Source organism: Bremerella sp. P1 (assembly GCF_028748185.1).
Taxonomy (GTDB): Bacteria; Planctomycetota; Planctomycetia; order Pirellulales; family Pirellulaceae; genus Bremerella.
The window spans coordinates 2291488-2318009 of the sequence record NZ_CP118164.1 but is presented as its reverse complement, the minus strand read 5'-3'; the positions used below and the strand labels follow the sequence as shown (position 1 = coordinate 2318009).

Sequence of the window (26522 nt, the reverse complement as noted above, 5' to 3'; positions counted from 1 at the left end):
GGGAGGAACCCCAATGACCGACACCGCGGACGCAGCCAAACCAGACAACAGCATGCGTGGCCTGATACTCATCCTGCTGGGTATCGTTTTGGGCGTATTGTTGGGGCTTTTCTACGGCAAATCGATGTGGATGGCCTCGGAAGGGCCTGAGAAGGAGCTGGCCCGGCTCGAGAAGACGATCGAGCAGAAGCAGTCCGATGCGGCCAAGTACCGCCAGCAAGCGGAAGATGCCGATGATCCCCAGGTTGCCCAGCGACTGAACAAAGAAGCCGACCGCCTGGAAGGCCAACTGCCCAAGATTCAGACTCGCATCGACGAAACCAAGAAGACCGTCGAAGGGGTCGAGGCCGATAAGAAGGCCGGCAAACTGGGCGTTGCTCAGTCGGTCTATATCTTCTGTGAATTCTGCGGTGACTTGTTCCTGCAGGTCCTGAAGCTGTTGGTCATTCCGCTTGTCATCACCAGCATGATCAGCGGGATCACGTCGCTGGGGGATATTCGGAAGATGGGACGCGTCGGGCTCTCGACGATCGTCTACTACTTCAGCACCGGGGCGATCGCCGTGTTCATCGGGATCGTGCTGGTGATCATCATTCAGCCAGGCATGTCGGCCGATGATACGTTCGCCTACCGCACCGAGTCGGTCGAGGCGAAAGAAGGCCAGACCACGATGGAGGTCTTCCTCGACGTCTTCCGTGGCCGCGAAGGGGACCCAGGCAGCGGGATGTTCCCTTCGAACTTGTTCCTGGCCGCGACCAACACCAACGTGCTGGCGCTGATTGTCTTCGCCATCGTGTTCGGCGGCGCGCTGACCACCCTCGGCGAAGAAGGAGCCCTGGTCATTCGTTTCTTCAACGTCTGCAACGAAGCGGTGATGAAGATGGTGCACCTGGTGATGCTCTTTGCGCCGGTAGGTATTTTCGGGCTCGTCAGTTCGAACATTGCTAAGAACGGCGGTGCCGCCGGCTTCTTGGAACAGTTGCAAGCCATCGGATGGTACGTGGCGACGGTGGTCATAGGTCTATTGATCCATGCGGTCGTCCTGGGGACCTTGCTCGCCGTTTTGGGTAAGCGGAATCCGTTGACGTATACGTTCAACCTGCTGCGCGCGTTGCTCACTTCGGTCAGTACGGCCAGTAGCGCTGCCACGCTGCCGGTTACGATGGAATGCGTGGAAGAAAACAACGGCGTCTCGAATCGCGCCGCCTCGTTCGTCTTGCCGCTGGGGGCCACCATCAACATGGATGGTACGGCCCTGTATGAAGCGGTGGCCGTGATCTTTATTGCGCAGACACTAGGGATCGACCTGTCCACCGCCGACTTAGTGATCGTCTTCCTGACCGCGTCCCTTGCGGCTGTCGGTGCCGCTGGGATTCCGGAAGCCGGCCTGGTCACGATGGTGATCGTGCTGCAAGCGGTCGGGCTGCCGATGACGGGAATCGGTACGATCCTGGCCATCGACTGGTTCCTCGATCGCCTGCGAACGACCGTCAACGTCTATGGCGATGCTTGCGGTGCCGGGATCATCGATACGATGGTGGTGCAGAAGCAAGCGGCGGCTAGTGAGCCAACGCCGGAAGCCGCTTAGCGATTGGCAGGATCGTCGCGAAAGCCCAGCACGCGGCGTATTTCGGCCGGGCTGGTCGTGCCGCTGGCAAGCATCGCTTCGGCCTGAACCCATCGCGTTGCCATGCCGGCCTCGACAGCCGAGGCCTCGATCATCGCGGAGGTTGCCGTGTCGAGCGCCACCTGCGACAGACGATGCTTGTGTGGTACCAGCCATTCGGCCAGGAGTGTGCGTCCAAGGTAGCCGATGCCGCGGCACTTCTCGCAGCCGCCAGGCTGCTTCATGCCTTCGATGGCAAAGCCGAAGCGTTCGTCCTCTTCGCACGGTACCGCACATTCGCACAGCGTTCGCACCAATCGCTGATGCAGTACGCCGAGCAGTGCGCTTTGGATCATGTAATTCGGGATGCCCATGTCGATCAGTCGCCGGATCGCCTCGGCGGCGCTGCCACTGTGGAACGTGCTGAGGACCAACTGCCCGGTAAGACTGGCCTGCATGGCTGTTTCGACCGTGACCGGATCGCGGATCTCACCCACGAGAATCACCTCGGGATCTTGTCGCATTAAGCTACGCAGACCTGTGGCGAAGTCGAAGCCGGCGCTGGGGCGAATGTGGCTCTGCGAGATGCCAGGGATCTCGGATTCGATCGGGTCTTCCAGCGTGACGATGCTGCGTCCGCCCTGTTCGCCGGCGGCGATATGCCGGAGGCAGGCATAGGCGGTTGTCGACTTGCCACTGCCAGCGGGACCCGCGATGAGAATCATCCCGGACGACTCTTTCAAGAGTGATGCGAGATCGTCGGCAATGACTTTGGGCAGTCCCAGGTCGCTCAGCTGATGCAGTTCGTCCTGCTGCCACAAAATACGAATGACGACCCGCTCGCCATGCAAGGCAGGGAAAGTACTCACCCGGACTTCCTGGCCGAACGTGAGATCGCTGACGCGTCCTTCCTGGGGGATATCGGTGCGGTAGGTTAACAGGCCGGCGAGAATCTTGAGCCGCGCGGTTGCGTCGGTCTTTTCTCCGCGCGGGATTTCCCCCAGCGATTGAAGAACACCATCGATGCGAATCTTGATCTGGTATCCGCTGGGCGTCGGTTGAAGATGCACATCGCTGGCACGTAGGAGCAGCGCACCTTTCAGCAGCGCGGCAACGACCCCTTCGGCATAGGCGTCGGCCTTCGGGTCTTGGCTGAGTAGCTGCTGGTGAAGTTCGGTCAGTTGCATCGATCTATCAAACGCATAGGAACGAGAAGCTTTATCCTATCGTCGTCTGCCACACGAGAACAAACAACCCGACTGCAAAACACCACCAGGCAAACCAGTGCAGGCGTCCCCGTTGAACCATCTTCAGCAACAGGACCAGCGATGCCCAGCCCACGGCAAAGGAAACGAGTGCTCCCAGTAGCAATAACCAGGCAGGCAGGCCGTTTTCGGAATCGGACGATTGCGAGAGAGACTTGGCCAGTTCTAACACGATTGCCCCGAGAATCGCTGGCACCGCCATCAGAAACGAGAACGTCGCAGCAGCTTCCCGGGATAGGCCAAGTGCCTGACCGCTGCAGATGGTCGAGCCGCTGCGTGAAATGCCCGGCAAGATGGCGAGAGCCTGGGCGCAGCCAATCCACCAGGCTTGTGCCCACGTGGTGGCTTCGTAGGTTTGTTCACTCTGGGCGAGTCGCTGCGAAAGCAAAAGAATCGCACCGGTCACAAGCAGGCAGATGCCAGCAACCAGGGGAGATTCAAGCAGTGCGTCGGCATCGGTTAGTTTCAAAACCACCGCGGCTATCACCGCAGGCATGGTCGCCATGGCCAATAGAAACAAGATCCACCAGTCTTTGGTCAACGCCTCAAAGAGATGCTTGCGATAGACCACCAGGATCGAGCCGAGCGTTCCGGCGTGCAGCACGATGTTGAGTTCGACCAGATCAAACTTTTCGGCATCGGCTCCCAGCAGCGTCGCCAACACCACGAGGTGGCCCGACGAACTGATCGGCAGGAACTCGGCAATGCCCTGCACGATGGCCAGCAATATGATTTGCCAAACAGGTAGATCCACGGAAACAAAACCCTGACGCAGCGGAAGAAAGTTTCTCAATTCTCCGCCGCTCTCTAGCGCTGAGAGATGAAGCCATGGGGAAATGTGACTTCGAGATCGATCGGCAGTCGATAAGATCCGCAGAACCGTTACAGCCGGCGTGGCCTTAGTTCGACGCCTTCTTCGTAGGAGCAGGAACGGGAGCCGCGAGCTTGGGCGGAAGGACTTCGACGTAACGCACGACCGTTCCCAAACGTCCCGAACCATGGGCATCGATCAACAGGCGATACCGGCCAGGCTGCTGCGGCAGTTGAACGGGAATGTTCAGTTGACCGTTCGGATTGGTCGTCAGACGAGGCTTCCAGAGAATCGGTTCCGGCAAGAACTTTTCGGCTTCATCGAGCTCATCGGTCGTACGGCCTGCGAAGCCTCCGGCCGGGTCGGCGGGCATTGGATTGCCGAAAGGCGCGTTCTCGCTCTCTGCGGCCGGAACCTCCGGCTGCGGAGCGGGTGCCCCTGGCGATCCTGACATGGCTGGCACGGCACCAAAGTCGCTCATCCCCATCCCAGATGCGGCGGCGTTTCCACCCATGCCGCCAGCACTAGGTGAAGGCTGAGCAAAACGTGCTGGGCCGGTTCGTAGTTCGATTTGAGCCTTTTGCATCGTTGGCTCAGCATTGCGTTGCAGTTCAACCGCCGGACGGAGCTGAGGTGCTTCGTCGAGCATACCACCGTCAAACATGGGCTCCGAAGGAATCGTGTTGGCCATGGGGGCAGCCACGCCATCGGCCATTCGGTTCTTCTTTGCCTCTAGGGCCAACTCTTCGACTTCAAGCTCAGAAGTTACCTTTAGCTCGTCGCTCGCTTCGTTCAGCGCAACCATTTCAGGGCGGCTGGCCGCAGGGCTGGTGAGTTCCGGAAGCGAAAGGTTGAGCGAGAACATTCCCCACAGCACAGCACCCAGAGCGACCAGCAGACCCGGTCCCCAGACGCCGATCTTCGGCATGCCTTGAACGACAGCCAGGCCGATCAAGCAAACCACGAGAATTCCACCAGCGACGGATAGCATCCAGCTAGAAGTATGGCGGATGTCTTCCAGCTGCGTTTCCCACTCCGCATGGATCGCAGCTAGTGCTTGTTGGTACTGCGACTGAATGACCTTCTTGTTGGATCGTCGCATGACCGGCAACTTGCCGGTCGATGCCGGCGACACGGTCTCGGCATCCTGATCCGTCCGAGCGATCATCGCCTCGGGTTCCGCCGTAGGAACAGGCCGTTCTTCCTTCCAGGTCGAAAGGGCAAGGACCTGGTCGAACCAGACGCTGTCTTTCTCCAGGTCACGGATGTTTTCGGGGAGGTCTGCGGCCGTTTCAGGAATTTGCACACGACGATTGAAGAACCATTCGCCCTCGAGACCGAGCGGTTGCTGCGACTGCGGCACAACGTCCGACATGCGTTCCATTTGTACGCCTAGCGTCGCCTGAGCCGGGTTATCGTACTCGTCCTTCACCGTGACTTGCACGTCCAGGCTTTGGCCCGGATCGGCTTGCGCTGGCAGGCCGTTGATATCGATCTCGTACCGCTGCACCGGGATGCGATAGATGATCCGTTCGGCGATCAACTGCGGTTCTGCTTCCGAGTCTTCTTCGTCTTGCGAAGGAACGCTGAAGAGCTGCACCCGCTGCGCGCCGCTGGCTTCGACCGGCAGGTCAAGCTGCACCGGCTGCGTGATCGGCGCGTTGACACCGACATCCCACAGGTTGTGTCCAATGGTGTTGTAGCCATCGCTGGCAACCAGCGCGAGGGTGTTGTTCGGCTGGGCGACACGAACTTCCACTTCCAGTGGCTCGTCCGCAGGGGCGACCCCATTGTTGACCTGCAATGCCGCCGGCAAGGCTTCGGCCTGGGGGATCTGTTCTTGTAGCGGTGCCCGGTTCTCTTCCATCACTTCGACGGTATATTCCTGCATCGGCTGCGGAACGAACTCGAAGTAGCCGTATTCTTGGTCCAGCTTTTCGGTTTGGGCGAACTGTTTGGCATTCGCACCGTTAACCTGCATCTGAGCGCGGCTCCTGCGGGTTTGATCGCGCGTTGCCAGGTAACGCACGCGATTCGATACGCCAGCGACTAGCTTGCCACCTTCCGGTTTGGCCGCGATCTGCGACGGAGCTTGACCACCCCAGCGTGCGCCTCCCGCATTGTTGGCGTAGTCGCGACCGTACTGTCGAGCGTTAAGCCGGACGAGTTCTTCGCTATCCTTCGCACGGGCATCCACGACCGGCAGAGCACGCTGCTCAAAGCTGTTCTGTAGTTCGGGACTTTGGACAACCAGGTCGACGTTGTTGAAGTCATTGGCCGCCGGGACTTGCATCTGGCCTTGAGCGACCCCCTTGAGCGTCGAACGTTCGGCACTGGCAATACGATTCAGGCCGCGTTGGTTGGGCACGCTGTAAACGAAGTCGACATTCGCAGACTGATCGCGATTGGTTTGCGGATCGAGGACGACCGCACGGAAGTTGACTGTCTTGCCAGGTTCGGCGATTTCACGGTCGGTTTGCAGAACGGCAATCGGCTTGGGCGGAGCGGCCTTCACGTCGACGTCGAGCTTGCTCTTGGCTTTCTCGTGACGAGCCACCACTTCCAGTTTCGCGGCGTACGAAACTTCGTCGGCCGGGATCTGACAAACGACCTGGCCGTTGGTGGCCTTGGTCAGGCCATAGTAGACGGTGGCCCCTTCTGGATTCTTGAAGGTGTACTCGACTTCGGCATCCACCGGCTCTGCGTCGGCGTTCTCGATGGAAACGAAGAAGTCGTTGCGGACTTCGGCTGCCATCAAGGATGGACCGGTGACCGAAACGCTGAGGAAGTTATTGGCCAGGCTTTCTTTCTGCTCGGCCAGAGCAATCGTTTGACCTTGCTCGTCGATGCTCAGCATCGGGTAGCCCAGTGCGACGATAAGCAAACAGGCTGCCAGGGCCGCGACCGCCTGGAACGTGCGTGAAGCCCAAGTTGCCGCTGGAGTAAGCGGCGTCGGGCGGTCGGCATCAGCTTCTTGTTTCCATTGGTCGTAGTTGGGAGGCTGCGACTCGTCCCGGGTCACCTCGGCCAGCAGTTCGGTCTGCTCTTTGAGCTCGGCGTATTCGCGTGCCAGCTGCCCGTCGGAACTGATACGATCGACCAGCTCTGCGGACTCTTCGTCCGAGAGTAAGCCGTAAATCAGTTCCAGCATCTGCTGCTGGAGTAGTTCGCGATCGTCCATTGCTCTGTGAGGTTCTGCTGGGTGCGACTTACCACCAAGGCTAGTCGCACGATAGTTAACTTACAAAGGATTCTTTCGAGGTGATTCTTGGGGGGCCAGGTGTTCTCGCAAATGCGTGAGGGCCATTCGCATGCGTGTTTTGACGGTGCCTAGCGGAATGGAAAGCGCATCGGCAATTGCTTCGTACGTAAGGTCACCGTTCTGACGAAGCAGGAACACTTCCCGTTCTTCGTCACGGAGCTCTGATACGGCAATCCGTAAACGTTCCATCTGCTCGGACCTGTGGGCGTGATGCTCAGGAGTCGCCTCTTTGCTGGGGACGACTTGCTGCTCGTCACCCAGTGCTTGGCGTTTTCTTCTCCAGGCTGTCATCCGCATGTCGCGACCCGTATTCACGGCAATGCGGAAGATCCACGCCCTCACATTCTCTATTTCGGGTAATTGTTCTCGGTTTCGCCAACACTTGATAAAGGTCTCTTGGAGGGCATCATGGGCGTCGTCCATGTTGCCCAAAAGGTGGTACAGCGTGCCCAATAGTTCCCCGTGAAGACCCGAAAAATGGGTCTCCAGCGTATCCCCACGGTTTTCCGCAGGGGGGGTACTGCTTGCGCGACGCGAATGCTCCACAATGGGCCCTTACGCATAGATAGACGAGACGACCGGCCAAAACGATTTAGGCTGGGCACCGATTTTTTAACAGAATGGTTGCGATTTAACACCAGATTGGCCGGTTTTATGGGTTAATGTCGGTCTGGTTCTCCCGGAATTCTAGTCTGGTGGCTTGCTGGAGCCCCCCCTCGCTCAAAATAATAAAGATATGTGGCCGGAAACTGATAAAACGCAACAGCTCCTTCAGGGTGCCCGAGATGGGGATACTTCTGCGAGAGATGCTTTGCTGCAACGACACCGCGACTCGCTGCGTCGGATGATCGAAATGCGTCTGGATAAGCGTATCCAGCAGCGAGTCGATGCTAGTGATATTGTCCAAGAGGTTCTAGTCGATGCCAATCGCCGGCTGGCCGATTATTTAGAAAACCCGAAAATGCCATTTCATTTATGGCTACGGCACATGGCCAAGGATCGAATTATCGATGCCCATCGCCGTCATCGGGTCAGCGGGAAGCGAAGTGTCGACCGCGAACAAAATATGAACGTCGGATTCAATATGGATCAGTCGTCGGTCGATCTGGCTGCCCAGTTGTGCGATCAGAACACCACGCCGGGCGCGGCCGCGACGATGCAGGAACTGCACATCCGCTTTCAAGCCGCTATTGAAGACCTGGACGAGCAAGATCGAGAAGTCGTCATCATGCGGCACTTTGAACAACTGTCTAACCAGGACGTCGCCGCGGCACTCGATCTGACTCCGGCCGCGGCCAGCATGCGTTACCTGCGGGCCATTCGCCGCTTGCGTGCGTTATTGGGTCCGACTGCCGTCGACGAGTAATCCTTCTTTTAGTCAACGCGAGAGCATGGCCACCGACCGGGATCAAATCGACGAACAGCTGGCCGAGCTTCTCGATGAATTGACCCAACGCGTTCAGCGCGGCGAAGCGGTCGATCTGGAAGTGGTCACGCGAGAGCATCCCCACTTGGCCGAAGATCTGAAAGAGGTGTGGGGCGCGGTGATGCTGGCCGACGCGGTCGCGCTCAACGTTTCGATCACTGCCCCTGGTGAAGATGAAGAACCGATTCCCGAGAAGCTCTCGCAGCTGAAACTGCCGCTGCGGTTTGGCGACTACGAACTGCTCGAAGAGATTGGTCGTGGTGGCATGGGGGTCGTCTACCGAGCTCGGCAGGTAAGCCTGAACCGAACTGTGGCCGTGAAGATGATCCTCAAGGCGCAGCTGGCCTCGGAAGATGAACTGAGCCGTTTCCTCTCGGAAGCTGAGTCGGCCGCACGACTGAGCCACCCCGGCATTGTTCCGGTGTACGAAGTAGGACAGCGCGACGGTCGGTACTACTTCAGCATGAAGTACATCGAAGGAGAGACACTTTCGCAGCGGCTGGCTCGCGGACCGATGCCGGCGAAGGAAGCCGCGCGGATGATGCGAATCATCTCAAGCGCCGTTCATGAAGCCCATCAACACGGCATTTTGCACCGCGATCTTAAGCCTTCGAACATCTTGATCGACAAGAATGGCTGCCCTGTGGTGACCGACTTTGGTCTGGCCAAGCAGGTCACCAGCGATGTCGACAGCATCACGCGAAGCGGGGCGATTATCGGTACGCCTGCGTTTATGGCCCCCGAGCAGGCCAGTGGTGATCGCGGCGCCGTGGGTGTTCGTAGCGACGTTTATGGGTTGGGGACGATTCTGTTCGCGATGATCACCGGACAGCCTCCTTTCCAAGGTCGAACGCCGGTCGATGTACTGCTCAAGGTCTTGGAACAAGATCCGCCGCTGCCGCACGAGGTAAACCCGAAAGTCGATCGCGATCTGGAAATGATCACGCTTCGCTGTCTACAGAAGCCGATGGATCTACGCTATCCCGACGCACAGATGCTTTGCGAAGACTTTGAAGCGTACTTGAACGACGAAGCGATCTCGGCTCGCAGCGGTCAGTTTTTCCAGATCTTCTCTCGCGTGTTTCGCGAGACACATAACGCCCAGGTGCTCGAGAACTGGGGCCTGTTATGGATGTGGCATAGCCTGGTGTTGTTTATCTGCTGTGTGATTACCCAGGTACTGCAGTGGAATAACGATCAAGATCCCTGGCACTATGTCGCCATCTGGACTGTCATCTCGGGAATCTGGGCGGCCTGCTTCTGGTACTTACGAAGACGGATGGGGCCGGTCACGTTCGTAGAACGTCAGATCGCGCACGTGTGGGGCGCTGGCATGATTGGCGTGGCGATTCTCTTTCCGGTCGAATGGCTGCTGGGACTGGGGCCGCTCGAGTTATCGCCGCTGTTGGCGATCATTTCCGGGATGATCTTCCTCATCAAGGGAGGCATCCTGACCGGCTGGTTTTACTTCCAGGCAATGGCTCTGTTCGCGTGTAGTGTCCCGATGGCCTTGTACCCCAATGCGGCCCACCTGATCTTTGGCGTCGTCGCGTCCGCCAGTTTCTTCATTCCTGGTTTGCAGTACTACCGACAGCGTCTTCGCGTGCAGCGAGAACGTCCGATCGCGCCGGCCTCTTCTATTTTTGGAGAATGAGCTTGCCCGACTTGGTTTCGCACAAGCGATAGACGGCGTCGCCGTGCTGAATCCAAACTTCTTTCTCGCCGGCCATGATCTCTTCCGAGGCAATGGTCCGCTTCAACAGGGTGGTCGGATCGCTTGTTGGCGTAGGTGTCTTTTGATCTTGTTCCGAGGTATTCATGCGAAAGCTTTTCGAGGCATACGTGTCGGGTAGGGAGGACCGAGGAAAATTCGCTGATGTCGTTGACACTGGCTAACGCTCTGTTAGTTTATAGCGATATTGATACTCGGTATCAACCGTGTGGCGCAAAAACGTTCCATTTCGAGCGTTTCGCACTTCTGCGTGCCAGCTTCAGAGGCCAGCCAGCTTCTCGATCACCTACTTCAGGCGGAAGTAGTTCCGCAATGCGAGGGGGTTTTGGCAGTCATTCGAGGCTGGCTCGCGCCCAGTTTTAACTTCCCGTTAAGCCGCCACGCGGTTGGTCCCCGGAGTATCGTGGCAGTCCTAAAATCGATTCCTGGATCGCGGCACTTAGCCGTGAACGAGGTGACTCAGCCATGATCGATCGAGGATTGCAATTGATGACGCGGAACCCGGTGGAAGCGAGTGTGGTGCTGGTCTGGGCAATGGCCTTGATGCTGATGCTGTGTTCCGGCTGCGGAGGTTCGGCCGGAGAAGTCACCGGACGCGTGTTTTTGGATGGACGTCCGTTGGATGGGGCGATCATCAAGTTCAAGCCCAAGGGCAACCCCGAGGCGAAGGAAGTCACGACCGAGGTCACCAGTGGCTCGTTCACGATTGCCAGCGGACGCTTGGCGCCCGGTGACTATTACGTGATGGTCATTTCCCAGCAGCCGGGGGCAGGCGCGATGATCGAAGGGGTGCAGCGTGGCGAAGGTGTGCCACCACCGAAAACATTTGTTCCCAAGGTCTACGAAAAGAAGGGACCATTAGACGCCAAGATCTCCGACAAGGGAGGCAATAACTTGCTCTTCCAACTGAAGACCGGCGGCTTCTAGGGGCGACTCAAGCAAACCATTCAGGCGATGTTCGCATCGCTTCCCGTTCTCTCCAGCAGAAGCCGTGAGCGGACTGCTTGTCGCAGAGCAGTCCGCCGCGGTTAATCTTCGGGTCTAACGACAAACGTTTCCCATCCGTCGTAGGTGCCATCCAACGAGTCGGCCAAGTCGAATAGCTCGATGGTTACCTCGTTGATCGAATCTTGATCGACATGATCGACACGATCGATTTGAACTCCAAACGGATTGGGTGGTTCCGATTCCTCTTGTATGCTTTCCTCGTCGACTTGAAAGCCTTTCTCTTGAACCGCCGCGATGAATTGCGCTCGTGCTTGTTCGGTGGGAAAATAGGCCCAGTGCGAAACGAGACGTTCTTCTTCCAGGGTATCGCCTGCTTCTAGGAGTCCATGTAGCACCGAGGCATTGGACATTGCTTGCATTTCGTACGGCGAGGGATACAAGATTTCAAAGTAGAAGCCCCACTCGGCATCCTCTTGGTAGCTGCTTCTCAGCTCGTGCGTGGAATGCTCTTGCGTGACCGAGGTCAACGCCACGTCTACTCCTTCAAACGTAGGGCTATAGAAAACGACCACGCGCTGTCCATCGTAGGTCATGCAGCCGACATGTACCGCGTCGAGTCCTTGCTCGAGCGATTCGACAATCGCCTCTTCTAGTGGCCGGATCGCGGTGAATTCTTCGTCCGTGGCCAGCCCGTATTCGTCGCGTTCCTGCAGTGCAATGGATACTCGGACGAGCCAGGTCTTCTGCGGGACGGGAGCGTCTTCGGCGACACCCATGTCTAAGAGGATCGACGTAATCGAGTCTTCAATTTGCGTGAGATAGGCGTTCCAGTTTTCCGACACAGTTTGCCTCCTGGCAGGAAAAGAGTAGGGGGAGGCCATAATATAACGCCGCGTCAAACCATGCTCCAATGTTTTCTCAGATACCATTCCCAGCCCAAGAGGCCGACAATCAATAGTAGGTTGATCCAGCTGTCGCGTCCTGACTCGGGCCAGGTCCACTTCGTCTGCACTTCGACTTCCGTTTCCGGTGGGCGGTTCTTTATTTCATCGAGTAGCTGCGGAAGTTCTTCCGGTGTCCACGTTCGTCCGCCGACATCTTTGGTGATGGCCGACAGAGCCGCCAACTGCGAAGGGCGAGCCGAAGGGTCGCTTAGTTCCAGGTCCTGGTCGTAGACAAAGAAGCGTCCCAGGCCGGTACCTACGCTGGTGCCGTTTTGCTGAGCGACCACTTCAATGGTGTAGTCGCCCATCGTCTGGCCAGCGTCCAGGCTTCCTTCAATGACGCTATCGCCGGGCAGCGTGCGAATCGGCGTGCGGCTTCCGTCGGGCGAGATCAAGGTGGCCTCGAACGTTACGCCGCGCAGCGGATCGCCACTTTGCGAGTTGGCACCGGCGGTGAACTGGATAGGTGCACCCGGCACGTAACGTCGTTGGCCAAGCTGCACCCAGACATCCCGCGTTTCGATGCCATCCTTTTTGGCCAGCCATAACAGGATTTGCCGCCAGAAACGTTTGTGGATATCACTCTTGCCGGCCATCACCCAACGCCACGTGCTATCGGCCGTGAAGGCCAGCGTTCGCCCGAGACCATACTCGCCAGCGACCAGCAGCGGTTGACCACTTTGCGTTTCCAGGATAGTCATGCCTCGCTGCGTCGGTCCGGTGACTTTATTGGCCCCAGTTAGCGCTGGTACCGCCGTAAACGCAGGGACGCCTTCGCTATCGGTACCCAACGAAGAGAGAAAGTGGTTCTCGGTGGCGACGATCGTGATCGGACCTGGTACGTGCATGTCGGTGCGGATCGGAGCGTCGAAGTCCTGGCGATCGAAACGGCTCATTTCTACCGGTAGCACGTTCTGGAAGATCGTCGTCTGGTAACCGCCGGCACCGAAGGAATGAAACCCACCAAGCATGATCAGGCCTTTGCCGTCTTCGACCTGTTTGGCCAGCAGATCGAGCGTCTCGGGGCTCAAGGCCGATGAGTCGACGTCGCCGATGATGAAGACGTCGTACTTGCCTTTTTCGATGGCTTCGGTCAGATCGACTGGCCACTGATCGCGTCGGCGCCGGTCGATCCAGCGGAAGTCGAGTTCCATGTCGGCCGACTCGGCAACCACTTGCCGCAGCCACTTTTGTTCTGGTCGATCGACCGTACGGCCTTCCAGGTACAAGAGCTTGAGGCCGCCTTCCAGGACATTGAGGTAGGCGCTCAGCACGTTGTTCTTGGTGACTAGTTCGCCATCTTGATCAGGCACCACGATGCTCAGCTTGAACTGTCCGGACGTTTGGGGCGTGTAGCGGAAGATCACGTCGACCGTTTCCTGAACCTTCGGGGTCGTGATCTCTTGCGTTTCGACGATCGTCTTTTGGCCTTGGGCGTCTTCCACGATCAGTTGCACGGGCACCGGCAGATTGGCCATGCCTTGAATCTGGACCGAAGTCTTGATTGCCAGTTCGTTCTTCACGAAGACGGTGTAATGATCGGCCAGCGTTTCCACGGCCACATCACGGGCCTGGGATGGATCGATCGCCTTGCCGTAGGTGACGGTATGCAGTGGGGTTTCCAGTCGGGCCAGGTCGCGTGCCGCTTGCTGCATTTCGACTTGGGGCGAGTAGACTCGCTGGGCTCCGTCGGAAAGAAGGATAACGCCAGCCAGCTTCTTGCCGATGTTTTGCTGCATGATCTGGGCGATCGAAGTACCGATGTCGGTAAAGCGGCCGTCGGGGCTGCTGGGCAGTTGCACCTGGCCATCAGTCGATTCCAGACGCGTGGCGTTCTCGTCGAACTGATAGATCGCCACGTCGATGTCATCACCCAGTGCTTTGAGTTCGGGGGCGAGCCGCTGAAGCGTTTGCTTCTGGGCATCCCAGCGCGGGATGCCGTCGCCTGCGTCCGGTACCGTCATGCTGCGGCTGGAGTCGAACATCAGCACCAGCAGTGACTTCTGTGTCTCTTTGATCGTTCGAACCCAGGTCGGGCGAAGCAGCGTTAGGGCAATCAGCAAAATGACCGCGAAGCGTAGCCCGGTAAGGATCCAATGCCGCTTGGGCGTCAGTCCGTGAAACTGAGGCCGCAGTACCAACAGCGCAACTAGCGCGAAGACCAATATCCCCACCAGGAGATAGCTCTCGCCCAAAGGTTGCAGGTACCAGTACGACAAAGCTCTTCCTTTTTAAGCGTTCGTTTCACTAGGTGCTTGTCGGTAAAACCGATTGGCCAGGACATTCTCCAGACCAAACACGATTACCACGATCAACATCAGCCAAGGGAACAGCGGCACGCCAAGGCGGGCCTTGCCTTGTTCGCGGACGATCTGTTCCTGCTGGCGAGCCAAACGATAACGACCAGGGCCCAGCAGGTCATCCAGGTCGGCTTCGGTCAGCTTGTCCATGCGAGTGGCATAGGGTGGCAGGTTGACGCTAAAGCCCATCGACTTGCCACCACTCAACGGACGCACGCGATACGTGCCCAGGCTGCTGGTAAAGGGAATGGTGATCGTACCGGCATCGGGAACGACTTCCTGGGGATCGATCCCATTGGGAGTGAACAGCAAGTGAGTCGCGGTTTCGTTGCCGGGCTCGGTCTTCAAGGTCGCCACGTCACCGGCGGTGTAGTTGAAGTGATCGTCGCCACCTTGCACGACGTATCGCGCCATTTGATTCCACAGCACGAAGAATGGCCACGTATCGAGCCCGGTGAATAGCTTGTTCCAGGAGTCCCCACGCGGGTCCGAGACCGATGTCGTCAGCGTCAGCACCAGGCCATCGCCGATCCGCTGTTCGATCAACGCTGGCGTACCGTTGCTGTACGAAACGATCGGGTTGATGTCTTCATCCATGTCATCAAACGACCAGAAGCGGTCGATCGGGTAGTCGCGCCAAGGGACAGAAGCACCGGTTCCGCGGAAGGGAGAGAGAACGGCGTGTTGATATTCGGTTGGAGCCAGGAACCACTCGCGATTGCCGGCACGCCACTGACGTGAGATCTTCCCCGGCAGCACGCTTTGGGGAGCTTCCGTATTGAAGTCGGCTTTGACGGCCGCGCGACCCAAGAGGAGCATCAGACCGCCACCCCGACTCACATAGCTGGAAAGCGCTTGCCAGGTTGCGTCGGGCATCGGTGCTGGATCTAACAGGGCAATCGCTTGATACCCTTCCATCTTGGCGGGCGTTAGTTCGCTTTGCGAGATGACGTCGATCTTGAAAGCTGCCCGTCCCGATTCCCGGTAACTGGGTGGGGCCAACGCATCGACCAGGCGATCGCTAACCGCTTTGTCTGATTTGACGACCAGCATCGACCACGGCGTTCGCGCTTCAATGGTGAACCAACGTTTGTTATCGGCACCCAGACCATCTTCACCGACCAGTTGAATCCAGCCGTGATGCGTGCCGGCTTCCAGTCCGGTCAGACGAAAGCTCACGCTGCGCGGCTGGTCATCGGCCAGTTCGATTGTTTGGCGATTACGCCGCGTCGCCGTGGGGACGATCAGCTCACCGTTTTCCACGATGGGTAACTTGTCGTCGACTTCTTCGACAAACATTTCCAACGTCTGCACCTGGTCGCTTCCGTCCGAAACGACTTCGGCTTGCAGGGTGACGTCGTGATTCTCAGGCGAACTTTCGGCTGAAAGTACGAGGTCACTGATCGCAATGTTCTGCACGTCGTCGGCACCGACGTCGATGATGTAAAGCGGAATGTCAGGCTGCTCGGCCAAAACGGTTTTCAGACGCTGGGCCTGGTTGGTATCCCAGGCCGGAGCTGCCAGGTCGGTCAGGATGTAGATCTCTTTGCGAGCCAGCTCGTTGCTTTCCAGCATCTCGAGCGCGTTTTGCGTGAGCTCGATCAGGGATTGTCCGCCCACGGCGATCTCCAGTCGCTGGAGTGCCTGGCGTGCGGCACCGCGGTCCGGCGCGAAGATCGTCGATTGAGTTCGTTGATCGAGAACTGCCATCTGGCTGTCTTCGGGCAGCTGCGAGGTCAGCCACATGCCCAGCTCTTGGGCTTTCTCCAGTCGCGTTTGATTCTGATGCCGGTAGAGCATGCGTGGCGACGTATCGCAGATGATCACCGCCGCGACAGGGGCTTCCTGCTCACCGACGATTGGGCCCGAACTGCTGGACATGGCCATCACCGCCGAGACCAATGCGCCGACACCCACCAGTGCCGTGATGCCGGTCAGGATGTAGGCCAGCGTCCGGCTACTTCCGGCCAGCCAGGCAGCCAAAGAAACAAAGACGCCAATTAGGAGAATCACACTCAGCGAGCCGGAGAGAACCCACCGGCCCAGGGCTGCTGACGCGACGCCAGGGCGGGCCAGTGCGACAACCAATGCCAACACCGCCAGGCAGCGTAGTGCCAACAGGACCCAGTGTTTTAGTTGCAGGCGGCGCGTATTTTGTACGCTGCGTTGCCGCACGAAACGCAGGGCAGGGAATTCCAATTGTTTCGGCTGCTGCCGCATCACCAAATGCAAGATGATCGGCACGGCCACGAGCAGGCCTCCCAGCAGCAGGCCGACGTTGGCGAACTGCATGAATCAAAACCTTGATTGGCGGCTGATGAGGTACTCGGTCAGGGCCTTGTCGAACTGCATGCTCGTGTCGAGTTCCACGTAGTCGACCCCGGCCTGAAAACAATCCTGGCGATACTTGTCGCGAAAGGCCGAAATCTCTTTCTCGTAGTCTTTCCGGTAGTTACTGGCGTCGACCTTCATCCGCTCCTTGGTTTCCGGATCTTCCAGTTCGACCATCCCGTCAAACGGAAACGTTACTTCCGCTTCGTCCAAAATGTGAAACAGGATGACGTCGTTATTGCGGTGACGCAGCTGGTAGATAGCTCGCATCACTTCGTCCGCGTCGGCCAAGAGATCCGAAAAGATCATCACCACGCTGCGGTGCTTGAGCATCGCGGCCAATTGCGAAAGACTGTGCGCGATGTCCGTCTCGCCAGTCGGCTTCAAATTGGCCAGCAGCGAAAGGACGTCCCCCAGTTGTTTGCGTTTTGATTTGGGAGGAAGGCTCGCGCGGATCTTCGTGTCGAACGTCACTAGGCCGACCGGGTCTTGCTGGTGCACCATCAAGTAGCAAAGGGCCGCGGCCAGGCTGATCGCGTAGTCGAACTTGGTCATGTCCTGGCGATAGGTGTACGCCATCGAACGACTCAGATCCATCGCCAGGTAGCCGGTGATGTTGGTTTCTGCCTCAAACTTCTTGATGTAGTAACGGTCGGTCTTGGCGTAGACCAGCCAGTCGATGTCCTTGGGGTCGTCTCCCTGTTCGTAGCGGCGATGCTCGCTGAACTCGACGGAGAACCCATGGTAGGGGCTGGCATGCAAACCTTGCAGGAACCCTTTGACCACGAACTGAGCGCGCAGATCCAACCGCGAGATCTGGCGGATCACCTCAGGCTTCAGATAACTTTCGGCAGTGGTCAACGTTCAAACTTTTCGATCTTGGGTTCCGGGACTTCTTCCAACAACTTCTCAATGATGTCGACGTTAGTCATCCCTTCGGCCTGGGCCTGGAAGTTCGTACCGATACGATGCCGCAGCACGGGGATGGCAATCTTCTTGATGTCTTCAATCGCGACCGAGAAGCGACCTTCCATGGCAGCAATCGCTTTGCCGCCGTTGATCAGGTTCTGACCGGCACGCGGGCCTGCACCCCAGTCGACGACTTCCTTGATGAACGCAGGAGCTTCCGCATCACGCGGGCGCGTTGCACGGACGAGCCGAGCGACGTACTTAATGACGTACTCGCTGACTGCGACCGACTGGACGAGCTTTTGAATGTTGAGGATCGCTCGGCTGCTGAACACCTTGCGAACTTCGACCTTCTCTTGCCGAGTGGTCGCCATGAGGATCTTTTCTTCCTCATCAAGCGAAGGGTAGTCGATGATGATGTTGAACATGAATCGGTCGAGCTGGGCTTCCGGCAGCGGATAGGTGCCTTCCTGCTCGATCGGGTTTTGCGTGGCGATGGTGAAGAACGGCTCCGGCAGATCCATCGTATCGCGGCCGACGGTCACCTCGCGTTCCTGCATCGCTTGCAGCAGCGAGGCCTGCGTCTTGGGCGGCGTACGGTTGATTTCGTCGGCCAGCAGAATGTTGGTGAAGACAGGCCCTTCGACAAAGCGGAAGTTACGACGGCCGTCTTCATCTTCTTCCAACACGTTGGTACCGGTGATGTCTGATGGCATCAGGTCCGGCGTGAACTGGATTCGCTTGAACTGCATGTCGAGCACTTTGGCCAGCGTGCTCACCATGAGCGTCTTCGCCAGCCCTGGCACCCCTTCCAGTAGACAGTGCCCGCGCGTAAAAATGGCCGCGAACAATTGTTCGATGACTTCGTCCTGACCGACGATCACCTTCTGCAGCTCCTGCTGCATGACGATGCGTTGTTGTTTGAACTCTTGAAGAACTTCGCCCAGGTTTCTGGTTTTGCCCACAATAGACGCCTTGTCTCAGATGGGAATCGTCGATGGTGAATGAGTGACGCTAAGTTTGGTATCGGCTAATATCTGGTTCCCTCTCCCATCCAAAGAGAGAAGGCGAGGGGACAGGATAAGTCGTTAGCCGGGTAATTGTAAGTTACGCAGGGGAAAAGGTTTGGTTCCGACAAGCGAAAACCGACTGCCCTAGCCAAGTGATTGTAGAAACGTGCTTCGATGGAAACAACGCACCTGCATTTCGCTTGTGCCCACCGCAGGCAAACCTAAGATGAAAAGAAGCGAACGCGACGTGTCCCCAAGGAACCCCCGTTTGTTCCCACTGAGAATCACTAGCTGCCTAGCGCTGATTGTAGCGATCCTGTTGATTGCGCCCCCTGCGATGGCGCAACGTGCGGCTACGCGCGGTGGGGTGACTCCCCAAAATGTCCGCGACGCGATGGACAAAGCGGTTCGTTATCTCAAATCAACGCAGCGACAAGACGGAAGCTGGCCAGACTACGCAGAGTTTAAGGGTGGGGTAACTTCGCTGGTCACCTTGGCTCTGTTAGAAGCAGGCGTACCCAAAGATGATCCAGCGATTCAAAAAGCGCTGACTTCGCTGCGCAGTACCCGGGCCGATAAGACGTACGCACTTGCCCTGCAAACGATGGTTTTCTGTGCCGTCGATCCGCAGAAAGATTTGCAGCTGATCAAATCAAATGCTGCTTTGCTGGAAAGTTATCAGATCGAATCAGGCGAACGAGCCGGGCTGTGGTCGTATGGTTCCCCGCGAGCAGGGGGCGGTGGTGGCGACAACAGTAATAGCCAGTTCGCGCTGCTTGCCTTGGACGAAGCAGCCGAGCACGGAGCCTCCGTGAAGGAGCAAACCTGGCGGCGAGCGTTCCTCCGCTGGGAATCGATGCAAAACGGAAGCGGCTCTTGGGGATATCTGCCCAACGCTCCCGGTACCGGCAGCATGACCTGTGCTGGCATCACGTCGATGATCATCACGACCAAGCGTCTGGAGAGTGGCGACGCCGAAATCAATGGCGATAACGTCAACTGCTGCGTGCCGCTCAAGAAGGACAGTTCGGTCGATCGTGGTTTCGATTGGCTCGCGCGAAACATGACGCTACGTACCAATCCGTCGGAAGGGGGCGGGGGCGGGAATTCGCTTTTGTATTACCTCTATGGTATCGAGCGTGTCGGCCGATTGAGTGGTCGTCGTTTCATGGGCACGCACGACTGGTACCGCGAAGGGGCCGAACTGCTGGTCGCCTGGCAAGATTCGCTGGATGGAACCTGGAAGGGAACCGGCGTCGTCGAGCAGAGCAACCCATTGGTCTCGACCAGCTTCGCGCTGCTCTTTCTGGCCAAAGGACGCCGACCGGTACTGGTCTCGAAGTTACGGTACACGGCCAATCAGGATTGGAACCCGCATCGACACGATCTCAATAATTTAAATCGCCACGTGGAAGGGCTCTGGCAGCAGAAGATGACCTGGCAGGTCGTTGACGTGAGTGCGGTTAAATCTGCTGAAGACCTGTTGCAAACGCCGGTCATTTGGATCAGTGGGAAAGATGGTTTCCAGATCACACCGAAGCAGGAAGAACTGCTCAAGCAATATATCGAAGGGGGTGGTTTCATCTTTGCCGAAGCTGGCTGCGGTGGCCAGAAGTTCGACACCGACTTCCGAGCGATGTTGAAGCGGATTCTGCCAGATAGTTCCTTCCGACTGCTTCCGCCGGATCATCCGGTCTGGTTTGCTGAACAGGCCGTCAATCCTGACTTCGCTGTACCGCTGTGGGGACTCGATGCGTGTTGCCGTACGAGCGTGGTCTATACGCCACAGGATTTGAGCTGCTACTGGGAACTGTACGGTAGCCGCAGTTTTCTGGATGACAACAACATCTCGATCAAAGTCCGTAACCAGGTAAAAGCGGCCAACGCGATCGGGGCCAATGTGTTGGCTTACGCCACCGGCCGACAATTGAAGGACAAGCTAGAACGAGTAGAGCTGACTACTGACGGCGGCGTGCAAGATGAACTGGGACGCAATGTGTTGAAGGTCGCTAAGATCCAGCACCTGGGTGGCTCGGACGATGCCCCGGCGGCGCTGGCCAATATGGTTCGTGTTGCTGGCGAACAGTTAGACCTGCGGTTCGATATCGAAAAACCAATGGTGACGCTGCAGGACGACGCGCACCAGTTCTATCCGATTCTGTTCATGCATGGCCGCCGCGATTTTGGTTTTAACTCAGAGCAGCGGAAGCATCTGAAAGAGTATCTCGAACGGGGCGGTTTTCTCTTCGCCGATTCGATCTGCGCCAGCAAGCCATTCACGGCCGCGTTCCGCCGCGAAATCGCAGCGATCTTCCCTGATGCCAAGCTGCAGTCGATTCCTATCGATCATCCCATGTTGTCGACCGGGTATGGCGGTTTTGACATCACCAACGTCACGCTCAACGATCCCCAGACTCGCAACAGCAATGAAGGGGGACTCAAGTCAGTCCGGCGAGAATCGAGCCCTGAACTGGAAGGCCTATTCATCAACGATCGCCTCGCTATTGTTTTCAGCCCGAACGACCTGAGCTGTGCGATGGAAAGTGGCGCCTCTTTGCAGTGCAAAGGGTACATCAAGGAAGATGCTGCCCGGATTGCTACGAACGTTCTGCTCTACGCTATGCAGCAGTAGGAAACCAATAGGGGCGTCTAAGCCCATATTGCGCTTGATGCATTTGACAAACGCAATGCTTGCCTGGCTTCGCGCAACGTTGAAGTTTTCGCGAATTTGCTTTCTTTGGCGTTGGGATCGCGCTATCTTGGCGGAATGGCCGGTGCTGTATCAACTTGCTTTCTACATCGAGTATTCACTCTTCGTACATGGAGTCCCACACCATGCTTTCTGGAACGTTGGTCGCACGTGCGACTGGTACGCTTTGTTGTCTCGCGGCATTCTGCTACGTCGGATCCGTCATTGCCCAAGAGGTTCTGCCTCGACCGGAAGCGCCATTCAAGGGAAAGATTGGCCTAACCTACAAGGACTCGGTTGCTATTAAGCCGAAGCTGGATATTCCGCAAACGTATGGCTTGGAAGACCCACCGAACATCTTGATCGTGCTGATCGACGATTGTGGTTTCGGTCAATGCACGACGTTTGGTGGTGAGGCACCGACACCCACGCTGGATCGGATTGCGAAGAACGGCATCATCTACAATCGCTTCCATACTACGGCGCTTTGCTCGCCAACTCGGGCGGCCTTGCTGACCGGACGCAATCATCACTCGGTTGGTTCCGGGGTGATTGGTGAAGCCGGGACTGGCTTCCCTGGGTACACGGGAATCATCCCTGCTTCCGCGGGAACGTTCGCGGAAGTGCTGCGAGAGAACGGGTACATGAATGCCTGGTTCGGCAAGAACCACAATGTGCCTGACTGGGAAACGAGCATCGTCGGTCCGTTTAATCGCTGGGCCAATGGTTTGGGGTTTGACTACTTCTATGGTTTTGTCGGTGGCGATACCGATCAGTTTCATCCAGCCTTGGTTGAGAACAAGCGGCGTATGACCGCTCCTGAAACCAATGAGGATGGTTCCCCATATCACCTGACGACTGACTTGGCCGACCATGCCATCCGGATGATGCGTGCTTCCAAGGCCGTCGCTCCGCAGCGTCCGTTCTTTGTCTACTTTGCTCCTGGGGCGACTCATGCTCCCCATCAGGTTCCAGAAGAATGGATTGAGAAATTCGAAGGCAAGTTTGACGGGGGTTGGGATAAGTATCGTGAAGATACGTTTGCTCGCCAAAAGAAGATGGGCATCATTCCAGCGAACACGCAGTTGACGCCTCGGCCAGATTCTTTGCCTGCATGGGATTCCCTCCCCGAAGATCAACGCAAGGTCTACGCGCGAATGATGGCCGTCTTTGCTGCATTCACCGCCCACACCGACCATGAAGTCGGACGCGTGGTCGATGCGATTGATGAGATGGGCGAACTGGACAATACGCTGATTATCTACATCGCCGGTGATAACGGCTCGAGTGCCGAAGGTGGCTTGAGCGGTCTGCTGAATGAAATGACCTTCTTCAACGGGATCGAAGAACCACTGGAATCCAAGTTGAAAGCCATCGACACCTTGGGAAGTGCTAAGCATTACAATCATTTTCCCGCTGGTTGGGCTTGGGCAATGGACACGCCGTTTCAATGGACCAAGCAGATTGCCAGTCATTTTGGCGGAACGCGAAATGGCATGGCGATTTCGTGGCCGAAAGGAATCAAGGCCCGCGGCGAAGTACGCGACCAGTTCCATCATGTGATCGATATTTATCCAACGATCCTCGAGATCGTAGGTGTTGAAACGCCAGCCCAGTTGAATGGCATCGGGCAGAAGCCAATCGAAGGTGTCAGCATGGTCTATACCTTTGACGATGCCAGCGCCGAAGACCGTCGGACCACACAGTATTTTGAAATGCTCGGCAACCAAGGCATCTACCACGACGGTTGGATGGCCAGTGCCCTGCGTGGCGTTCCATGGGTTTCCGAAAATCCACCAGCCAATCTGCTAGAGATGCCATGGGAGCTTTACCACGTTGAAGAGGATTTCAGCCAAGCCAATGACTTGGCCAAGCAGGAGCCTGAGAAGCTGAAGGATTTGGTCAAGTTGTTCTTCGCGGAAGCTGCCCGCTACGACGTACTGCCATTGGATGATCGTAAGACAGCGAGACTGGCCGTTGATAACCGTCCCAGCTTGACCCAGGGACGTAACAAGTTTGTCTATCCAAATTTGCTTCGCTTGACCGAAGGCTCGTCTCCGGACCTTAAGCATAAGAGCCATACGATCACCGCGGAGGTTGTGGTTCCTGAAGGAGGCGCCGACGGCGTGTTGTTCACCCAAGGTGGTGATTTCTGTGGATACGCGTTCTACGTGAAAGATGGCAAGCTGACGTATCACTACAACCTGGCCGGGGTCGATCGCTATACGATCGTGTCGGAAGACAAGATCCCCACCGGGGACGTGAAGTTAAAGATGGAGTACATCTCGGATGCCGACAAACCGTTTGCTGGTGCGAATGTCACGCTCTACGCGAACGATCAAGTCGTCGGCAAGGGACGCGTCGAAAAGAGTATCCCCAATCGGGTGACACTCGACGAGACGACCGATATCGGCTTCGATACCGGTACGCCGATCAACGACGCGTATGAGTTGCCGTTTAAATTCGGTGGTCACTTGAAGACGGTGACGATTGAATTGAACTAGTACGCGTCTTTTAATCCATTAAAAAAGGCGATCATCTCGTTCGGATGATCGCCTTTTGCATTGGCACCTGGTGGCTTTACCCTTTACTTTGTCAAGTCAAAGCTCAGGTCGTTTTCACCAGCGGTGATTGTTGACGGATTCGGTTATACGTCCAGGAACTTTCCGAACTGTAAGAAGGTCAGCAGCCCGTGCAGGTAAGAGCCTCCACCAATAAGCTTGATCTCGGCCAGCTTGAGCTTGTCTAAGCCAGCGTACGTGTTGACCGAGTACGACGTTTCCTTCGAGATGTTCTTAAGTACAGGCTCGGCCACGTCGTACAGCTTGAAGATCTCGTCTGCCGTATCGGGCTTCTTCTTAAGCTCTTCGGCCTTACTGAACGTCAGACTCATCTGACGCACGAGGATACGCGTGAAGTTCTCGCCACCCACTTCCAAGCTACGGAACCAAATCGAGTTGGGCCCGCAGATAACCAGGTGGCTGGCATCCGAACCGACGTCGAGGATACCGACGGCTTGTTCCGTTTCTTCCATCAACTCGCGGTATGACTGATCCGAGAAGAGGTCGAAGTCAAAGAAGTTATAGATCGCCATCTGATCGGTTTGCACCAGGCTCGGCGTGATGCCCAGTCCTCGCAAAAACGCCAATCGTTCCTGTAGCTTGGTCAAGCGTGTTGCGACGACCACGCAGGTTCGCTTGGCATCACTTTCCAGGCTCATCTCTTCCGGGGCCAAGTTGTCATCCCAGACGTGATAGTCCCATGACAATTCTTCCATCGGAAAAGGGATCTGGTGGCGAACTTCGTATTCAACCGTCTTGGGGATCTTCTTGTCGTCCACTGGCGGAAGATTCAGGAAGCGTCCCAAGACTTCGGTTGCCGGCAGGCTCAGGCAAACAATCGGCTTACCGCGTTTGTCATTAAAGACATCTCTGCCGACGGCGTTGAAGAACTGTTCGACGGCGTCTTGAATCAGACCACGACGGTCCGCGTCGTCCGCTCGCGAAAGAGGCCGTTTGAATTCGACCTTCACCATCTGTTCGATGTGAACAATCGTCTCGGCATCTTTCTTCTCTCCCTTGACTTCCTTGCGTAGTAGCACGGCTTTCAGTCCCGAGTTGCTGAGATCGATCCCCCAGGCCAGTTCGCCGGTAGGTGCCTTCTTGCCGGCCCCGATTAATCCAAACACGCCACCGCTTTTGTTAGGTAGCAAGTTCGTTTCGACTTTGGCTGCGCCGATGCCTTGCAGGGCGAGGCCCACGGCGACGATGAAGCCAGAAGAGAAGTGTTCGAAGTGTTCGTTGTCGTCGACCGCAGCCGTATTGAACTTCCGGAACCGAGGATAAAGATCAATTGGAATGCCCAGCGTGGTGTGCTTGGGTGGTTCGTTCCAATAAGAGCTTGGCGCTTCGCGGTTTTTGCGAGCCTGTTCGACACGCTGGGTGATCTTGTGCAGCCGATCGATTGAATGCTTGTCCTTCGGCATCATTTTGACCAGGCGACTCGCCATACCGACCAAAATAGGATCGGCGTACGAACTTCGGCGAAGGTCAGCCGAAAGGAAGGCCAGTTCCGAAATCTGATCAAAGAACTTTAGGAAGTTCTCTGTACGAACCGATTCGGGGACTTCCGTGAGAACCTGGTGGGCTCGCTCGTAGCGGAACTGCTTGAGGTACTGCTTGGCTTTTTCGATCAGCTTCTCGCGTTTCAATCGATCGGCCTGATCTTGCGACTTGCGAAGCTTTTCAGCCAACCGCTGGGCCGAGACATCGTGCGGCTTCAGCTCGAGCAGACGTTCCACTTTCGGAAGCAGACGCGAAGTACGACGCTCTTGAATGGCTGTCTTGATTTCCTGAGCCAGTCGTTTGATCTGCTTCTTGGTCTCGCTGACTTCATCGTAAAGTTCTTTGAGAGAGTCAGGCCAAAGCACCTTCGGGATTTCCCGAATCAAAGAGACCGCCTTCTCGGCATGTTTCCCATCGCGAAGCTGTCTCGCTTCGGCTTCGACTTCCGGTGCACGGTCGATCAGGCGTTCTTTCTCGAGCGTGATCTGGGTGATCATCGTAGCGGCACGCTTGGCGAATTCGACTTCCCCCTCGTGCTGCGCCCGGGTAAGGGTTCGCAAGACATCGCACGCGCGTTCATGACGCCCGTCTTTGAGCAATGCTTCCGCTTCGTCGAAACGCGACTCCAGGGCTTCGCGCTGTGCATTCGCTGAAGCTTGCAGGTTCACGCCACATTGTCCACAGAACCGTTCGTGAACGGTATTCATGCCACCGCATTCGGGGCAGGCCATGAAGAGCGCATCACCACAATCGGAACAAAACCGACGCGAGGGCGGATTGAGGGTAGAGCACTTACGGCACTGGATGCGATCGCCAGGCTCGGCCGGAGATGAGGCGGAATGATTGCCGTTGCCATTGGAACTGGCGGCAACGCGAGCCGCGTTACCGGTCTTCTCTATATCCAGCTTCTTATCGTATTCGGCTTTCTTCTCCTGGTCGGTTAGCGTCGCGATCGCGTCCTCGACATGGTTGAAGACCTGCCGCCAAAGGCCTGGATCGATTTCACCGAACTTGGAATGGAGCTGCTTGCGAGCTTTCTCGCCGTAGTTGCGGATGTAATTGACGTCCTTCTCAAAGTCTTCGAGTTTCAGTACCTCGTAGAAATTGAGTGGTTTCCCTTCGGTCTTAATCCGAAGCAGACGGTCGTACGGGTCGATGCTCGATTCAGTGGATGACATTGCATCATTGTATTTGCGGATCATGAAGGCTGTGTGAAGACGATTCC

At 57.0% G+C, this 26522-nt stretch carries 17 protein-coding genes; 6 read left to right on the top strand and 11 right to left on the bottom strand.

What is annotated here, in order from left to right; all coding sequences use genetic code 11:
* The first annotated feature begins 13 nt into the window (after positions 1 to 13).
* On the top strand, positions 14 to 1588 hold the full coding sequence (locus PSR63_RS09550; RefSeq protein WP_274332746.1) for a cation:dicarboxylate symporter family transporter: 1575 nt from the start codon (positions 14 to 16) through the stop codon (positions 1586 to 1588).
* Here the strand turns inward: PSR63_RS09550 and PSR63_RS09545 are convergent.
* The 4 genes from PSR63_RS09545 to PSR63_RS09530 form a co-directional block, all read right to left on the bottom strand.
* Positions 1585 to 2793, bottom strand: coding sequence for a GspE/PulE family protein (locus PSR63_RS09545; RefSeq protein WP_274332744.1), 1209 nt, complete (start codon positions 2791 to 2793; stop codon positions 1585 to 1587). The two genes, PSR63_RS09550 and PSR63_RS09545, sit on opposite strands and share 4 nt — an antisense overlap.
* A 31-nt stretch (positions 2794 to 2824) precedes the next feature.
* Positions 2825 to 3625: an undecaprenyl-diphosphate phosphatase gene (locus PSR63_RS09540; RefSeq protein ID WP_274332742.1), complete on the bottom strand. Its 801-nt coding sequence runs from the start codon at positions 3623 to 3625 to the stop codon at positions 2825 to 2827.
* A 145-nt stretch (positions 3626 to 3770) separates the two neighbouring features.
* Positions 3771 to 6863, bottom strand: coding sequence for a hypothetical protein (locus PSR63_RS09535; protein ID WP_274332740.1), 3093 nt, complete (start codon positions 6861 to 6863; stop codon positions 3771 to 3773).
* A 60-nt stretch (positions 6864 to 6923) separates the two neighbouring features.
* Positions 6924 to 7397 carry an RNA polymerase sigma factor gene (locus PSR63_RS09530; RefSeq protein ID WP_274332738.1) on the bottom strand — a complete coding sequence of 158 codons (474 nt, stop codon included), beginning with the start codon at positions 7395 to 7397 and terminating at the stop codon, positions 6924 to 6926.
* A 283-nt stretch (positions 7398 to 7680) separates the two neighbouring features.
* Here PSR63_RS09530 and PSR63_RS09525 point away from each other — a divergent pair, with 283 nt between their 5' ends.
* Together PSR63_RS09525 and PSR63_RS09520 are read left to right on the top strand one after the other, a co-directional pair.
* Entirely contained in the window at positions 7681 to 8310 is a 630-nt protein-coding gene (locus tag PSR63_RS09525; RefSeq protein ID WP_274332736.1) for a sigma-70 family RNA polymerase sigma factor, read from the top strand.
* 25 nt (positions 8311 to 8335) lie between these two features.
* A complete protein-coding gene (locus PSR63_RS09520; protein ID WP_274332734.1) occupies positions 8336 to 10024 on the top strand; it encodes a serine/threonine protein kinase in 1689 nt (562 codons plus the stop codon).
* On the opposite strand, the gene hemP is transcribed toward PSR63_RS09520, so the two are convergent.
* Positions 10008 to 10190, bottom strand: a complete 183-nt coding sequence (gene hemP, locus PSR63_RS09515; RefSeq protein WP_274332732.1) for a hemin uptake protein HemP — start codon at positions 10188 to 10190, stop codon at positions 10008 to 10010. The genes PSR63_RS09520 and hemP overlap by 17 nt on opposite strands.
* 377 nt (positions 10191 to 10567) lie before the next feature.
* Between hemP and PSR63_RS09510 the strand changes: the two genes are divergently transcribed.
* On the top strand, positions 10568 to 11029 hold the full coding sequence (locus PSR63_RS09510; protein WP_274332730.1) for a carboxypeptidase-like regulatory domain-containing protein: 462 nt from the start codon (positions 10568 to 10570) through the stop codon (positions 11027 to 11029).
* A 101-nt stretch (positions 11030 to 11130) separates the two neighbouring features.
* On the opposite strand, the gene PSR63_RS09505 is transcribed toward PSR63_RS09510, so the two are convergent.
* The 5 genes from PSR63_RS09505 to PSR63_RS09485 are packed head-to-tail and all read right to left on the bottom strand — an operon-like array spanning position 11131 to position 18439.
* Complete coding sequence (locus tag PSR63_RS09505) at positions 11131 to 11892, bottom strand: DUF695 domain-containing protein (protein WP_274332729.1); 762 nt, start codon at positions 11890 to 11892, stop codon at positions 11131 to 11133.
* 53 nt (positions 11893 to 11945) lie between these two features.
* A complete protein-coding gene (locus PSR63_RS09500; protein ID WP_274332727.1) occupies positions 11946 to 14213 on the bottom strand; it encodes a glutamine amidotransferase in 2268 nt (755 codons plus the stop codon).
* Positions 14214 to 14225: 12 nt separating this feature from the next.
* Complete coding sequence (locus PSR63_RS09495; RefSeq protein ID WP_274332726.1) at positions 14226 to 16586, bottom strand: BatA domain-containing protein; 2361 nt, start codon at positions 16584 to 16586, stop codon at positions 14226 to 14228.
* A gap of 3 nt (positions 16587 to 16589) precedes the next feature.
* The gene (locus tag PSR63_RS09490; protein WP_274332725.1) at positions 16590 to 17486 is read right to left on the bottom strand and encodes a DUF58 domain-containing protein; all 897 of its coding nucleotides are present in this window, start codon (positions 17484 to 17486) and stop codon (positions 16590 to 16592) included.
* On the bottom strand, positions 17483 to 18439 hold the full coding sequence (locus PSR63_RS09485) for an AAA family ATPase (protein ID WP_274334314.1): 957 nt from the start codon (positions 18437 to 18439) through the stop codon (positions 17483 to 17485). The genes PSR63_RS09490 and PSR63_RS09485 overlap by 4 nt, the downstream gene beginning before the upstream one ends.
* Positions 18440 to 18812: 373 nt before the next feature.
* Between PSR63_RS09485 and PSR63_RS09480 the strand changes: the two genes are divergently transcribed.
* Positions 18813 to 21176: a DUF4159 domain-containing protein gene (locus PSR63_RS09480; protein WP_274332724.1), complete on the top strand. Its 2364-nt coding sequence runs from the start codon at positions 18813 to 18815 to the stop codon at positions 21174 to 21176.
* A 203-nt stretch (positions 21177 to 21379) separates the two neighbouring features.
* Positions 21380 to 23737: an arylsulfatase gene (locus tag PSR63_RS09475; RefSeq protein ID WP_274332722.1), complete on the top strand. Its 2358-nt coding sequence runs from the start codon at positions 21380 to 21382 to the stop codon at positions 23735 to 23737.
* A 143-nt stretch (positions 23738 to 23880) separates the two neighbouring features.
* On the opposite strand, the gene pilM is transcribed toward PSR63_RS09475, so the two are convergent.
* Positions 23881 to 26475 (bottom strand): pilus assembly protein PilM, encoded by a 2595-nt coding sequence (gene pilM, locus PSR63_RS09470; protein ID WP_274332720.1) that lies wholly within the window; start codon positions 26473 to 26475, stop codon positions 23881 to 23883.
* Between the last annotated feature and the right edge of the window lie 47 nt (positions 26476 to 26522).

Coding starts and splice junctions, on each gene's coding strand:
- PSR63_RS09550 (WP_274332746.1), top strand. CDS start 14: ATGACCGACACCGCGGACGCAGCCAAACCAGACAACAGCATGCGTGGC.
- PSR63_RS09545 (WP_274332744.1), bottom strand. CDS start 2,793: ATGCAACTGACCGAACTTCACCAGCAGCTACTCAGCCAAGACCCGAAG.
- PSR63_RS09535 (WP_274332740.1), bottom strand. CDS start 6,863: ATGGACGATCGCGAACTACTCCAGCAGCAGATGCTGGAACTGATTTAC.
- PSR63_RS09525 (WP_274332736.1), top strand. CDS start 7,681: ATGTGGCCGGAAACTGATAAAACGCAACAGCTCCTTCAGGGTGCCCGA.
- PSR63_RS09520 (WP_274332734.1), top strand. CDS start 8,336: ATGGCCACCGACCGGGATCAAATCGACGAACAGCTGGCCGAGCTTCTC.
- hemP (WP_274332732.1), bottom strand. CDS start 10,190: ATGAATACCTCGGAACAAGATCAAAAGACACCTACGCCAACAAGCGAT.
- PSR63_RS09510 (WP_274332730.1), top strand. CDS start 10,568: ATGATCGATCGAGGATTGCAATTGATGACGCGGAACCCGGTGGAAGCG.
- PSR63_RS09495 (WP_274332726.1), bottom strand. CDS start 16,586: ATGCAGTTCGCCAACGTCGGCCTGCTGCTGGGAGGCCTGCTCGTGGCC.
- PSR63_RS09485 (WP_274334314.1), bottom strand. CDS start 18,439: ATGCAGCAGGAGCTGCAGAAGGTGATCGTCGGTCAGGACGAAGTCATC.
- PSR63_RS09475 (WP_274332722.1), top strand. CDS start 21,380: ATGCTTTCTGGAACGTTGGTCGCACGTGCGACTGGTACGCTTTGTTGT.
- pilM (WP_274332720.1), bottom strand. CDS start 26,475: ATGTCATCCACTGAATCGAGCATCGACCCGTACGACCGTCTGCTTCGG.